11 protein-coding genes are annotated in these 13,728 nt (G+C 53.2%); 4 read left to right on the top strand and 7 right to left on the bottom strand.

The annotated features are described in order from the left end of the window. Positions 1–151: 151 nt before the first annotated feature. The 4 genes from EDC90_RS07665 to EDC90_RS07650 form a co-directional block, all read right to left on the bottom strand. Positions 152–295 carry a DUF1127 domain-containing protein gene (locus EDC90_RS07665; protein ID WP_132310179.1) on the bottom strand — a complete coding sequence of 48 codons (144 nt, stop codon included), beginning with the start codon at positions 293–295 and terminating at the stop codon, positions 152–154. A gap of 493 nt (positions 296–788) precedes the next feature. Next, positions 789–3,395, bottom strand: coding sequence for a putative bifunctional diguanylate cyclase/phosphodiesterase (locus EDC90_RS07660; RefSeq protein ID WP_132310177.1), 2,607 nt, complete (start codon positions 3,393–3,395; stop codon positions 789–791). A gap of 262 nt (positions 3,396–3,657) precedes the next feature. After that, entirely contained in the window at positions 3,658–3,975 is a 318-nt protein-coding gene (locus EDC90_RS07655; RefSeq protein ID WP_132310175.1) for a hypothetical protein, read from the bottom strand. Between the two features lie 3 nt (positions 3,976–3,978). Next, on the bottom strand, positions 3,979–6,285 hold the full coding sequence (locus EDC90_RS07650; RefSeq protein WP_132310173.1) for an FdhF/YdeP family oxidoreductase: 2,307 nt from the start codon (positions 6,283–6,285) through the stop codon (positions 3,979–3,981). Positions 6,286–6,537: 252 nt separating this feature from the next. Here EDC90_RS07650 and mgtE point away from each other — a divergent pair, with 252 nt between their 5' ends. Beyond that, the gene (mgtE, locus tag EDC90_RS07645; protein ID WP_132310171.1) at positions 6,538–7,953 is read left to right on the top strand and encodes a magnesium transporter; all 1,416 of its coding nucleotides are present in this window, start codon (positions 6,538–6,540) and stop codon (positions 7,951–7,953) included. A gap of 55 nt (positions 7,954–8,008) precedes the next feature. Continuing rightward, complete coding sequence (locus EDC90_RS07640; RefSeq protein WP_132310169.1) at positions 8,009–8,398, top strand: MerR family transcriptional regulator; 390 nt, start codon at positions 8,009–8,011, stop codon at positions 8,396–8,398. Positions 8,399–8,419: 21 nt separating this feature from the next. Here EDC90_RS07640 and EDC90_RS07635 read toward each other — a convergent pair whose 3' ends face one another. Both EDC90_RS07635 and EDC90_RS07630 read right to left on the bottom strand, forming a co-directional pair. Then, on the bottom strand, positions 8,420–9,373 hold the full coding sequence (locus EDC90_RS07635) for a DUF1624 domain-containing protein (protein WP_132310167.1): 954 nt from the start codon (positions 9,371–9,373) through the stop codon (positions 8,420–8,422). Next, positions 9,370–10,083: a DUF599 domain-containing protein gene (locus EDC90_RS07630; RefSeq protein ID WP_132310165.1), complete on the bottom strand. Its 714-nt coding sequence runs from the start codon at positions 10,081–10,083 to the stop codon at positions 9,370–9,372. The genes EDC90_RS07635 and EDC90_RS07630 overlap by 4 nt, the downstream gene beginning before the upstream one ends. An 817-nt stretch (positions 10,084–10,900) precedes the next feature. Between EDC90_RS07630 and EDC90_RS07625 the strand changes: the two genes are divergently transcribed. Continuing rightward, positions 10,901–12,310, top strand: coding sequence for an L-serine ammonia-lyase (locus EDC90_RS07625; protein WP_132310163.1), 1,410 nt, complete (start codon positions 10,901–10,903; stop codon positions 12,308–12,310). A 116-nt stretch (positions 12,311–12,426) separates the two neighbouring features. After that, entirely contained in the window at positions 12,427–12,861 is a 435-nt protein-coding gene (locus EDC90_RS07620) for a DUF1489 family protein (protein WP_132310161.1), read from the top strand. Positions 12,862–12,934: 73 nt separating this feature from the next. On the opposite strand, the gene EDC90_RS07615 is transcribed toward EDC90_RS07620, so the two are convergent. Further along, on the bottom strand, positions 12,935–13,711 hold the full coding sequence (locus EDC90_RS07615) for an amino acid ABC transporter ATP-binding protein (protein ID WP_132310159.1): 777 nt from the start codon (positions 13,709–13,711) through the stop codon (positions 12,935–12,937). Positions 13,712–13,728: the final 17 nt, after the last annotated feature.

Here is a 13,728-nt window from a genome sequence, read left to right as displayed (position 1 = left end):
CATTTATACAGGGTGATGCATAAAATATGAGCTGCATATCAATTCTGCCTGTTTTGTGTCCTGTTTTAAGGGAGCACAAAAAAAGCCCGGCGCAGAGCGCGTAGGGCTTTTGAATGCAGGTCTGGCGCCTGCCGTCACTTGAAAGGCTGGTTCAGAATGCAGCCTTGCGAGCGACGCGGCGGATATCTTCACGGTTGATGCCGAGGTCGGCAAGCTCACGGCCGGACATACGGTCGAGCTCAGAAACGGTCTGACGGTACTTGATCCAGTTGTTGAAAGAACGTGCAACGCCCATAATTATTTCTCCTGTTTACTGATTTGCCGGACTGTTCCGGCGCTTCATCATCTGTTGAACCTGATATAGGCAATTCTGTTTGAGGCAGGCAGTGGGGTCTTGGTAAAGCGGCTATGCGTTAAGCGCATGGCATGCAACTGGCAGCTTTGTTGTGCCTGTCGCTGGCGAGAAACAGCTTCGGCTTAAGATCAAGATTTGAGGTTTTGGCCGGAAGAAAAGACAAAAAATAACGCTCACCGGGGGAGGAGGATCCGGTGAGCGTCATTTGCTTTGGTCGACGACTGGGAGGAGGAGCGTCGTCAACCGATCGAAGTGCGTTGGGAGGAGGAGTACGCATCTTCGAATTTCGTACCCGGTAGTCCGGGCTTCAGCGGCCTCGCCGCTTCGTTGATTTTTTTATAAACGCAGAATGCGAAAAAATGGAGTGTCATCTCGTCATATAAGACATGCATTTTGTGCATATCATCCTGAAGACCCATATATATAAGCGTCTTTAGTGGTCTTTCTGCCGGGAATCCGGTTGATTTCTCATGAAGTTGATAAAATGCTCTGCGCTCATCGGGCGGGAGAATAAATAGCCCTGGCCAATATGACAGCCAAGGTTTTTCAGAATTTCTGCATGTGCCTCGCTGGTGACCCCTTCGCAAATCACTTCTATCTCAAGAGAATTCGCTATGTTCACAATGGTCTGAATGACGAGTGAGCTTTCCGGCTGTGTTGTGATTGGTTCAATGAGCTGTCGCGCGATCTTGAGGCGGTCAGGGCGCACATTCATCAGGCCGACAAGCGAAGCATTGCCGGACCCGAAATCATCAAGATCGATACTGATCCCCTTGTTTCTGATCTCCTGAATTGTCTGCAAAAGGCTGTCATCGGCATGTTCGAATGATATCGATTCCAGAAGTTCGAAATGCAGCTTTTCTCTTGGAAGGTCACAACGTGATACCTGAGCCATGAGTTCAGGCATTTGCAAACGTTCTGCTGACACGTTGACCGACAGGCCTGGAATATTCACGCCGGTCTCCAGGCAGTCGCGAAGCAGATCCGTAGCCTGATTGAAGATGATCTCATCGATCTTTCGAATGATGCCAATACTTTGGGCAGCTTCCATGAAACTGTCTGGGGACAAAATTCCGCGTACTGGGTGCCGCCAGCGCGCCAGAGCCTCAACGCCGATGACATGCATCGTATTCATATCAAAGATGGGCTGGAAAAAGGCAGTGATCTGCCCCCTGTCGATGGCCTCCAGAAGCTCATCTCCCAGTTTTTTGCCAGCCAGCGTTTTAATCTTGAGATCTTCGGTAAAGAAGACAGTTCGCCCGCGCCCCAGCTTCTTGGCCTCGTATAACGCGATATCGGCCTTGATCAGCAGGTTTCCCGGTGTCTCTGTCGCATCCTGCACACTTGCAATCCCGATGCTTGCGCCGATGCGACAGGGGCGGTTGTTGATCTCGACCGGTTTGGCGAAAGCGTCGATGATGCTCCTGGCGAGTTGGTCAGCATTCGTCGTCGATGGAAGGATCATTATGAACTCGTCGCCACCCGTACGGGCGAGAAAGTCTTCAGGAGCGAGGTGGTTCGAGAAGGTCTGAGCGGCAAATTTAAGCACATCATCGCCGAAGAAATGCCCCATCGTATCATTGATGGATTTAAAGCCATCAAGATCAATGATCATGATTTTCGTGTCGTTGAGCAGGGCGCCAGTTGCGCGCATGGCTTCCAGACGTTCTTCAAACTGGCGACGGTTTGGTAGACCTGTCAGAGAGTCGTGATAAGCAATTTCTTCCAGTTGGTGCCAGGCATCTTCCAGATCTGCGTTTCTGGCTTCGGCCGTGGCCTTGGCTTCGGTCAACTCCTTTTGGAGCGCGACATCGGCGGTCACATCCCAGTTGATGCCGACAAATTGCTGGCGCCCACTGGCATCGCGAAAAGCATTGCCAGCAGACCTGATATATTTCTCCGTGCCGTCTGGCGTGATAATCCGGTATTCGCTGGTAAAACCGTTGTTGCGGGCCGTGTCCTTCCAACTGAACTGCCGGAACCGCGGCTGATCATCCGGGTGAAGGTAGGCCAGCCATTCTTCGAATGTTTGATGATCTCTTGTGCGTTCACGGCCGTAAATCTTCAGGATCTGGTCATCCCATGTCTGGGAGTTGGATTCGACGTCGTGCTGCCACATCCCGATCTCTGACGCCTTCAGTGCGACGTCCAGTTGTCTGGACAGCGTTTCGACCTCGCCTCTGGAGTCTTCAAGATGGCGGCTGTTGCGAAGGTGAGCGCGCGCCATAATAATAAGTCCGACAAACGGTGTCGTGTAGCCGATCAGCAGTAGAATAATGATCGTTTTGAGTGTCAGTGGCCAGTTATTGGGTCCATTGGCCAGCGCTCTTGGCGAAAGACGAATCGTCCATGTTGCATTGGCAGAGGTCAACTGTCGCGAAACCGGTTCTGCATCCGGCGAGACCGCGGAGCCGGTTGAGGCTGTGACGGTGGCATTTTGCCCCGAGCCGGTTGCTACCGTGAACTGCGCCCATTGTTCGAGTTCAAGAAAACCAACAGCCTCGAGAATTGGATGAACGCCGATGACAAGATTCAGGACATTTTCATTGTTGGCGAAACGGTAGACGAGAACTTCATTGCCATTTTGGAGCGTGTAAGGACCGAGAAAGACAGGGCCTGACGATCCACCAGATGACTGCGCCTCCAAATCGATGGGAACACCCGCGAAACCTGACGGAAATGTCATCGTCTGTCCGGCGTGCTGAATGATGACGGCACTTATCCAGGGCGTCGTTGACAACAGCTTATTGATATCGCTGCCGAATTGTTCCGGTTGATTGCGAGCGGCAACTTCAAGGCTTGCTGCCATTGACGAGCCGAGATTTTCGATCTGCCCCAAAACGGTACGCAGGGCTTTCTCGAACCCGGCTAGCTGGGTTTCAGCCTGTGCCCGCCGCTCGGCACGCAACGCGTCCCGCACAGCCAGCCCGCCAATCACAGTACCGGCAGCAAGCGTTATCATGAAAAGTGCCATCAGGATGGCGAAAACCTTGATGACTGCTCTTCTTGTCTGTCGGCGTGTATTCGTTGCGCCAGCCATGCGCTGTCCCCGGTTCCGATGTTCGATGCCGTGCGGACGAAGTTTACCTCTGGCCGGTTCTTCTGACTATCCGTTATGGCGCACGCAAATGTTTTATTGCGGTGGCTTCAATATCAGGCTGGTCGCAGCTTTCTTTGTGAGCTGTCTTGCCAGGCCGCGAAGCGACCGAGTTTTTATTCTCGCCTATGGAATAGTCTGACCGGTTGAAGCCGTCAAACACCGTGTGCGCGAAATATTGGGGCATCCGGGAAGATAAATCTTCTTATGAAGATTTGAACCTTGCTTTCAGGCTGTCGTTTAAACACGCCAGGTGTTCTGGCATGACCTCATAGTAAAGCCGTGCAGTTTTGCTGTTGCGCCGGGTAATCTTTAAAATCGCTGGGGCCGTGCAGAGCATGTTCACAGCTCTCAGTACAATCGCGTGTTCCAGCTCAAGTCGCGTCGCCGCGCTCCGGCTGTCGCATGCGTTTCCGGTTATCGCCATAGCGACAATGGCTGATGCCAGCGGGTCATCTTTCAAACGCGGAACAGCGTCGCGAAGCTGACGGGCAATCCCTAGTTCGGTCTTGAAATCCTGCATGGTTCAGGCAACGGCTTCTGTCTGCGCGATTTTCAATCGTACCGGTATCGATTTTGACGTCGGAGTTTCGCTCAGATCACCAAAGCTGGAGAGTGGCACAAGCACGTTGAGTTCTGGAAAATAGCCAGCCAGACAGCCACGCGGGATATCATAGGGGATCAGCTTGAAGCTACGCGCGATGCGTTCGACGCCATCATCATCCGGCCCTTCAATATCAACGAACTGATGCGCGCGGGCCCCCATATCTGTGATATCAGCCGGATTGATGAAGATAATGCGTCTTTCGCCATAAACGCCACGATAACGGTCATCCATGCCATAAACTGTCGTATTGTACTGGTCATGGCTGCGAACCGTCTGCAGCGTAAAATAGTCTTTCTTTTCGCCGCGCTTCTGAAACACAGTGGATTCCGGCAATGCGCAATCGCAGAAATTCGCAAGCCCGGTGTCGGTATCCCATTTTCGTTCTGCTGCGCTGTTGCCCAGATAAAAGCCGCGTGGCTGGCGGACGCGCTTATTGAAGTCTGAAAATCCAGGAATCGTTTTGGCAATGTAATCGCGAATACGATCATAGTTGGCGCTGAGCGCCGGCCAGTTGACCACATCCGTGCCAACAGTCGCGGCGGCTATTCCAGTCACAATCGCGATTTCCGATCGCAACTGAGGTCCGGCAGGTGTGTTGATGCCTGCAGAGCCGTGGATCATGCTCATCGAGTCTTCGACTGTGATCAACTGCGGCTTTCCGTCAGGCCCAAGATCGATTTCGGTGCGGCCAAGGCATGGCAGGAGATAGGCATTCCTGCCCGGCATCGTATGGCTTGCATTGAGTTTCGTGGCGATCTGAACCGTCAGCAGTTGTTCACGCAATGCGTTTTCGATCAAACTGCTGTCTGGAACCGCACGACCGAAATTTCCACCAAGCCCAACGAAGGCACGTGCCTTGCCAGCCAACATCGCGCCAATGGCTCCGATCGTGCTGTACCCATGCTCGCGCGGTGCTTCGAAACCAAAGGTTTTAGAAAGAGCATCCAGAAAGGCTGCCGGCGGTTTTTCGTTAATGCCCATGGTCCGATCCCCCTGGACATTCGAATGGCCCCGCACCGGGCAAAGGCCAGCGCCGGGGCGACCAATCTGCCCGCGCAACATCATGAAGCTTGCGATTTCACGGATCGTGATGACCGAATGTTTATGCTGGGTGATACCCATCGCCCATGTGCAGATGACATTGTCCGCGGAAAGATAAATGCGAGCGGCTTTCTCAATTTCGGCGCGGGAGAGTCCGGATTGCGCTTCGATATCTTCCCACCGCGTCTGGTCGACCTCGGCAATATAGGACTCAAATCCCTGGGTGTGCTTTGCGATAAAGGCTTCATCAATCAGCGGACCGTTTCCATCGGAGCGGCTTTTCCTGTCGGCAGTGATGACGGCCTTTGCCATGCCCCGGAAAACCGCCATATCGCCGCCGAGGGCTGGCTGGAAATAGTCACTGGCAATCTTCTTGCTGCCGTTTATGACCATTTCCATCTTTCGCTGCGGATCGGCGAAACGTTCCAGGCCGCGTTCCCGCAACGTATTGAATACGGCGATCCGCGCACCGCGTTCAGCCGCACGCCGAAGGTCTCCGAGCATCCGGGGATGATTCGTTCCTGGGTTTTGACCGACCACGAAAATGGCATCTGCCTTTTCGAAGTCCTCCAGTCTGACGGTGCCTTTGCCAATGCCGATCGCCTGCTTCAACGCAACGCCAGAAGCCTCGTGGCACATATTGGAGCAGTCCGGCATATTGTTTGTGCCGTAAATCCGGGCAAAAAGCTGATAGACATAAGCCGCCTCATTGCTGGCACGGCCAGAGGTGTAAAAGAGTGCTTCGTCAGGTGTGTCCAAACTGTTCAGAAGCTCTCCGATCTCATGGAAGGCTGTCTCCCAGGAAACAGGCTCATAGTGGTCGGTTGAGGCGTTGTAGCGCATCGGCTCGGTCAGCCGCCCTGAGTTCTCAAGATCATGATCGCTCCAGGTTTTCAGCGTGCTGACGCTGTGCCGGGCGAAAAAAACCGGGTCTGCATGACGTTCTGTGGCTTCCCAGGAAACCGCTTTGACGCCGTTTTCGCAGAACTCGAAAGATGAGCCATGCTCCGGATCGCCCCATGCACATCCCGGGCAGTCGAAACCATCCGGCTGATTGGCCTTTTTCAGCGCGTTCACACCGCTCAGCGGAGCGCCACTGGACAACAGGAACTTTCCCGAGGCGATCAGCGCTGGCCAGCCGCCCGCCGCCTTTGACTTATGTCCGGAGTTTGGATCCCGTTCCATGATGCGCTCCTTGAGTTTCGTCAAGATCGTAGATGCGCTTCCAAACAGTCGATTTCAATAAAAAAACGCCTTCAGTGTGGGGCGGGCATGGTTTTTCGCGGTCGTGTTTCTACATGCTTAAGTGCAAGAATGAAGCGGAGCTTGTAGACGCGGGCGAGAAAGCTCGCTATCGCATCTTCAGATCCTGCTCAGCGGTTGGAGGGAGGCCGCCGGAGCCAAAACAGCATTGCTGACAGAACGAGGTCTCTCACGATGAGCCATCTGGACGAAGAGTTGCAGGAACCTGTCGATCGCCGCGAGCCGACGCCTGAAATCTATAATGAAGAAGGCTCTGTGCGTACCGAGTTTCTGGAAGCCGTCGAAGCGGCCATAGCCGGAGCCGATACAGAATTTCTGCGTGAAAATATCGCAGGGCTTCATGAATCAGAGATCGGTGATGTTATTGAAGCTCTGCCGCAGGAAGCCCGGCCTGAACTGGTACGGCTTCTCGGCGATGAGTTCGATCTGACCGCCCTTACTGAGGTGGATGAAGCTGTCCGTCTTGATATCATCGCGGGACTGCCTGCTGAGCAGCTCGCTTCTGCCATCAGCAGCCTTGAATCTGATGACGCGGTCTACATTCTCGAGGATATGGACGATGAAGACAGGGATAAAATCCTGTCGAAGCTGTCGTTTATCGAACGCATTCGCCTGACGCGCTCGCTGGACTATCCGGAAAGCTCGGCCGGGCGCCGTATGCAGACAGAGTTTGTTGCTGTGCCACCGTTCTGGACCGTTGGTCAGACGATTGACTATATGCGTAAGGAAGATGACCTGCCCAACAGCTTCTCGCAGATATTTGTCGTTGATCCGACTTTCCGTCTTCTTGGCGCCGTCGATCTCGACAAAATCCTGCGCACAAAGCGCAAGACCAAAATTGAAGCGATCATGCGCGAGACCAATCATCCGATCCCGGCCGAAACGGATCAGGAAGAGGCTGCGCAGCTTTTCGAACAGTATGACCTTCTGTCCGCTGCAGTGGTTGACAGCAATGAGCGTCTTGTCGGTGTTCTCACGATTGATGACGTCGTTGATGTCATCCACGAGGAAGCCGAAGAAGACATCATGCGCTTGGGTGGTGTTGGTGACGAAGAACTTTCGGACAATATCAAAACAGCGGTTCGCTCGCGCTTTGGATGGCTGCTGATCAACCTGGGAACGGCGTTCATGTCTGCCAGCGTGATCGGGCTTTTCGATGAGTCGATCGAGAAGATGATTGCTCTTGCGGTGTTGATGCCGGTTGTGGCTTCAATGGGCGGTAACGCCGGAACCCAGACGATGACAGTGACAGTGCGCGCACTGGCAACCAAAGATCTCGATATTTACAATGCGGCGCGGATTATTCGAAGAGAGGCCGGGGTCGGTATCTTCAATGGTGTGGCTTTTGCAATTCTGATCGCGCTTGTCGCCGGCTTTTGGTTCCAGAACCCCGAGCTGGGCGGCGTGGTCGCAACGGCCATGATCATCAATATGTTTGCTGCTGCGATGGCCGGAATTCTGATACCACTTCTGCTTGATCGTGCCGGAGCCGACCCCGCGATCTCCTCGTCTGTCTTTGTCACCACGACCACCGATGTGATCGGCTTTTTCTCGTTTTTGGGAATTGCCACCTGGTGGTTTAATATCTAATTTCGATAAGAAATCATCTGCTTATTTTTAGAAGTTAATTTTTCAGGAATGCCGAATGCAGAATAAATTTTACTCCATCACGGAGCTGACGCGCGAATTTGATGTGTCAACGCGAACCTTACGCTTTTACGAAGATGAGGGGCTGCTTCAGCCCGAACGTCGCGGGCGCACACGCCTCTATAGTGAAAGTGAGCGCCGTTTGGTGAAAGAGATTCTGCTGCATCGGCGTATTGGCCTGACGCTGGCTGAAATCAAGGAAGTGATTCAGCTTTTCCGCAATCCTCCGCGTGAGGCTGAGCAACTGAAGGATTTGATGGAGAAGATCAAGGCCCGGCGCGAGGATCTGCGTCGCAAGCGGCGTGACATTGAGGAACTCATGAGTGAACTCGACAACGCCGAAGAAACCTGCCTTGCGCGATTGGCGGAAATCGGCGTCGGTACCTGAGCCTTTCAGGAGACTTTCATTTTATTCCGGTTGCTGAATGCTGCAACTCATTGCAATGCGCCCGAGTGCCACGCGGTCATCGTCATCCGTGGCACCACGCATCAGCGGGGTGAGGAGTTTTTCGTCTTCCAATGCGTTTAATGTGCAGGCGCAATAGGATTTGCAGAACGCCTGGTCGTCTGAAAGCTCACAGCTTGTCTGGCAGCTCGAAAGGTAGGCCTGTGTTACATCCGGTGGGGCGAACATACTGACGCTCCAGACAAGGCCGAACAGAACTGGCTGGTGCAAAAGGTAAAAAATCAGGCTGTGGCGTCCAAAAAAGCTGAGTATGCCTTCCTTTTTTGGAAACTGGCGCTGGCGTTTCAGCCAGGCGAGACTGAGTTTTGAAACTGCAATACCCGCCAGAAACGGTGCAAGCCATGGGATGAGTGGTACATAATCATTGGACGGTGGCGGCTGTTGTGCCATGCCGATCCATGCCAGCCAGCTCGGATCAAGAAATTCAAAACGAACATAATGCGGCAGCGCATACACGACGATTGCGGCGGCGAATGTCAGGAGAACCGGCGCTCTTACAAAGAGCAGGCCAATAACACTGGCGGCTGCGATATTATGCAGTATGCCAAAATAGATCACGGCGCCGGGTGTCGTGAAGTACGAGGTTGCGGATATGGCCGCGCTGGCGGCAACAAGAATGATAAGCCGCTTTGAAAATGAGGTCAGCCGCAGGCTTTTGCCATGGGCCATGTAAAGGCTGTAACCGGCAATGAACAGAAAGCTTCCGGTGATCATATGCGCAAATATTGCCCATCCGCCCGTTGTTGACAGACCGGAAGGCACATAGCCGAAATAATCAAGATCCCATGTGAAATGGTAGATCGCCATGGCGATCAATGCGACGCCGCGTGCAGCATCAAGCAGATGAATTCGTTTCGCGGGCGTCGGAATGGTGGTGGTCTGTTCTGTGCTGGTCATATAGCCTTGCGCTTTCCGCTGTCGATCCCGTTGAGGATAGCGCGGCGTGCTTCGGAAAAATACTGCCGCCGAGTGAGAATCAGGAAAACGAACGCCGTCGTCCCGATAAAGAAGTAAGGGCCGAGAAACCAGCCGAGATAGCCAATGGAGAGAAAGATGGCTCTAAGACCGGCGTTAAAGTGGCGGGCTGCAATGATGTTTACCTCCGCCACCATTTCTGCTTTTCGCTCCGCTTCTGCCTGGTCGCTTTCTGTTTCCTGCACCATTGGCAGAGTACCAAACAGGATCGTATTGTAATTGAAGAGCCGGTAGGACCATCCGAATTTGAAAAATGAATAGCCAAAGATTGTGGCTAAACCACCAGCCTTAAGCTCAAAGGCGGCACGCGAGTTTTGAAAAAGCACCGGCAGATCCTGAAACAGGCTCTGCGCTCTGTCCGCTTCGCCTATCAACGCAAAGCAGCCGCCAATGGCGAAAATCGAGGTGGAGGCGAAGAAGGCGGTCCCGTTCTGGAGACCGGAGAGAATCTGTGTGTCGATCATCTTCCAGTCGCGGGTCAGCGAATTCTTCATCCATGCTTTCCGGTGGGCATACATGGCTTCAGTGAGGCTTGTTCTGCGAACAAGGTTGAAATGCCCGGTAACCAATTTGTCAAAAACGAACCAGGTCAGCAGAAAAAAGGCCAGTGCAATTGTATCAATCGTGGTCATGGCAAATGCCTCGAAAATAATCGGCCAAACAGGCCAAATTGCAGAAAGTGTTGCCTAAAAAGCAGCCGCAGAAGCCGATACCATCTCTTTCAGGTGTCAGCTTTGACAATTGCCATGGGTCATTGCAAGCGGTCGACGGCCGGTATGCATATTTTTCTTGGCTAGCCCATTGCAACGCATTTCACATTTTAATAAAGCGGTAACTCTCAGCGAGCACTCCTCCCATTGCCTGCTTGCTGGATTAAGACAATCGGAGTTGATATGGAAGACACCGCACGTAAATCCTGCTGGGGGGTAACCCTGCGTGCCGTTGTAGGCGTCAGTGCTATTCTCGGACTTGCCTATCTCTTTGTTGCCGTTTGACAATCTGAAAAATGACATTCTGATTGCCAGGAGGTGGTCATTTCAAACGGCATTGCCTTAAAAGAACAAGTTCACAGTTGAGACCGTGCGGTTTAACCGCACGGTCTTTTGCTGTTGGGTGTTATCTGAAATAGACTTGCTGGTGCAGGCTGACTTTCAAATCCAGTGGAATGAATTTGACATTTGAATCCCGCCTGCCGCCAGTGATAGTTTCAAATGTCAAATTCGAAAATTTCCACTAGGAACATAAGCTTAGCTAGTGGTTCTTTTGATTCCGGCATTTGGATAAGCGCGTGCGGAAAAGGGCACCAAATGCCGGAATCGAACCACTAGGTGAGGGGCATGCGAAGGCTTGTGTCGCTGATCGTTTTTGCAATGTCGGTTATGGGAACGCGGTCTGTTTTCATGAAGCCTGTAATCACAAGAAGATTAAGCCTGAAAAGGAGGTGCGCCGGTGTTTCTTTCGGTATTTGAAGTTTTTAAAATCGGTGTCGGCCCGTCAAGCTCTCACACAATGGGTCCGATGTCGGCAGCCGCACGGTTTCTTGATCTTCTTGCCTCGAATGATTGGCCTCGTCCGGCAGGTGCCATCGTCAAACGTATTGGTGTCAGTCTTCATGGGTCGCTGGCGTTTACAGGCGCTGGCCATGCCAGTGATCGGGCGGTCATTCTTGGGCTGGCAGGTGAAAAGCCGGATACCGTCGATCCGGATGCCATGGAAGATATCATCTCAAAAATTCGCAACAGCGGGCAGATCGAACCTCCGGGGCATCCACCTTATGCTTTTGATTTTGAAAATGATCTCACCTTCAATCGCACGGAGAAACTTGCGGGCCATGCAAATGGTATGGCCTTTTATGCCTATGATTCAGATGATCAGATTCTTCTGCGGCAGGTCTACTATTCCATTGGCGGTGGTTTTGTTCTGAGCGATACGGAACTGGCTGAATGGAAGGCAATGAAAGATTTTCCCGCGGGCGATAAGACAGAGGACATCCCGTTTCCGTTTGAAACAGCTGCAGAAATGCTTGATATGGCAAAGCGTTCAGGCATGACGATCGCCGGAATGAAGCGCGCCAATGAAGAGGTCCGGATGTCGCGCGCGGATCTGAACCGGGGGCTGGATCAACTTTCAGGTGCCATGAACGACTGTATCGATCGAGGCTTGCGTGGTGAGGGCGTGCTCCCAGGTGGTCTGAATATCAGGCGGCGGGCCGGCAGCCTCTATGACAAACTCTCCGGAGCGCGGCTTTCCAACCAGTTTGACCCGATGATGGCGAATGACTGGCTGTCTGTCTTTGCCATGGCCGTTAACGAAGAAAATGCTGCAGGCGGGCGGGTTGTCACAGCGCCCACCAATGGTGCTGCGGGCGTTGTTCCCGCGGTGCTGCGGTACCTTACTGAATTTCAGTCTCCGATGGGGGAGAGTGCCGAAAGAGATTTTTTGCTCACGGCTGCTGCAATTGGCGGGATCATCAAATCGAATGCGTCGATCTCAGGTGCTGAAGTCGGCTGTCAGGGGGAGGTGGGATCGGCTTCTGCCATGGCTGCGGGCGGACTGGCCGCCGCTATGGGGGGCACACCGGAGCAGGTGGAAAATGCGGCTGAAATTGCGCTGGAGCATCACCTTGGCATGACCTGCGATCCCGTTGCGGGGCTCGTTCAGGTGCCCTGTATTGAGCGCAACGCTTTGGGTGCGGTCAAAGCGGTGACTGCTGCCTCGCTGGCGCTGAAAGGGGATGGCACGCATTTTGTGCCGCTGGACAACTGCATAGAGACGATGCGTCAGACCGGCAATGATATGCATGAAAAATACAAGGAGACATCGACTGGCGGCCTCGCAGTGAACGTGGTTGATTGTTAGGGCACTGAGCGCATAGTTGCAGTCTTTGGCAGCTGAACAAAGTTTGTGGGTTATTGCTTGCGTAAAACGTTCAAAATGCCTTGACGAATCCGGGCCTGCGCGCTTCATAAGGCCTCATGAGCCTTCACCTTTTAAAATTATGTGTTGGAGCGACTGCCGTTGATGATCTGCGTGGGTGGGTCTCAGAACGCTCCATGGCAGCAATTGCAGCCGGTCTTGAACCGCATACCGTTCACACGACACGCATGACGCCAAAACGCAGGGAAGAGTTGCTGGAAGGCGGTTCTCTCTACTGGGTCATTGGCGGGCAAATCCGTGCGCGTCAGGAATTGCTGGAAATCGGTAATCACACAGACGGGCAGGGGATTGAGCGCTGCGACCTGGTTCTTGCCCCACAGGTCATTGATACTGTCCCGGTGCCGCGAAAGCCATTTCAGGGGTGGCGGTATCTCAAAGCCGAAGATGCACCGCGCGACCTCGATGTCGGTGAGGGCGGTGAAGAAATGCCTGACGAGCTGCGTGCGGAGCTGGCTGCACTCGGGCTGCTTTAAGCTTTTTTCCTTTAATATGAAAAAAGCGGACCGAACGGCCCGCCTTATTGTCTGAAACGTCTGCTGTTCTGCTTTAATGGAGGATCTGACTGAGGAACAGCTTGGTTCGTTCGTGCTGCGGATTGTCGAAGAATTCAGCCGGTGAATTCTGCTCAACAATCTGCCCCTGGTCCATGAAGATCACGCGGTTTGCCACCTGACGGGCGAAGCCCATTTCGTGGGTCACGCAAAGCATGGTCATGCCTTCTTCGGCCAACCCGACCATTGTGTCGAGCACTTCCTTGATCATTTCCGGATCGAGGGCCGATGTCGGCTCATCGAACAGCATGATCTTCGGGTTCATGCACAGCGAGCGGGCAATTGCCACACGCTGTTGTTGTCCGCCGGAAAGTTGTCCCGGATATTTGTCAGCCTGTTCGGGAATTTTAACCCGCTCCAGATAATGCATGGCGATTTCTTCCGCCTGCTTCTTCGGCATTTTGCGCACCCAGATCGGAGCCAGCGTGCAGTTCTCCAGAATGGTCAGGTGCGGGAACAGGTTGAAGTGCTGAAACACCATGCCGACTTCACGCCGGATTTCATCGATCTTTTTAAGGTCGTCGGTCAGTTCGATATTGTCGACGATGATGTTGCCCTTCTGGTGTTCCTCCAGACGGTTGATACAGCGGATCATCGTCGACTTGCCCGATCCCGAAGGTCCGGCAATAACAATGCGCTCGCCCTTCATGACCTTGAGGTTGATATCGCGCAGAACGTGAAAGTCGCCATACCATTTGTTGACGTGGATCATCTCGACCGCGACTTCGGTATCCGAGACGACCATGTGTGAAGTGTCTACAGTGTGAGCCATTGAGATTAACCTTCAGA

The organism is Martelella mediterranea, from assembly GCF_004342225.1.
GTDB lineage: Bacteria > Pseudomonadota > Alphaproteobacteria > Rhizobiales > Rhizobiaceae > Martelella > Martelella mediterranea_B.
This window is presented reverse-complemented; position numbering and strand designations above follow the sequence as displayed.

Coding starts and splice junctions, on each gene's coding strand:
- EDC90_RS07665 (WP_132310179.1), bottom strand. CDS start 295: ATGGGCGTTGCACGTTCTTTCAACAACTGGATCAAGTACCGTCAGACC.
- EDC90_RS07660 (WP_132310177.1), bottom strand. CDS start 3,395: ATGGCTGGCGCAACGAATACACGCCGACAGACAAGAAGAGCAGTCATC.
- EDC90_RS07655 (WP_132310175.1), bottom strand. CDS start 3,975: ATGCAGGATTTCAAGACCGAACTAGGGATTGCCCGTCAGCTTCGCGAC.
- EDC90_RS07650 (WP_132310173.1), bottom strand. CDS start 6,285: ATGGAACGGGATCCAAACTCCGGACATAAGTCAAAGGCGGCGGGCGGC.
- mgtE (WP_132310171.1), top strand. CDS start 6,538: ATGAGCCATCTGGACGAAGAGTTGCAGGAACCTGTCGATCGCCGCGAG.
- EDC90_RS07640 (WP_132310169.1), top strand. CDS start 8,009: ATGCAGAATAAATTTTACTCCATCACGGAGCTGACGCGCGAATTTGAT.
- EDC90_RS07635 (WP_132310167.1), bottom strand. CDS start 9,373: ATGACCAGCACAGAACAGACCACCACCATTCCGACGCCCGCGAAACGA.
- EDC90_RS07630 (WP_132310165.1), bottom strand. CDS start 10,083: ATGACCACGATTGATACAATTGCACTGGCCTTTTTTCTGCTGACCTGG.
- EDC90_RS07620 (WP_132310161.1), top strand. CDS start 12,427: ATGAGCCTTCACCTTTTAAAATTATGTGTTGGAGCGACTGCCGTTGAT.
- EDC90_RS07615 (WP_132310159.1), bottom strand. CDS start 13,711: ATGGCTCACACTGTAGACACTTCACACATGGTCGTCTCGGATACCGAA.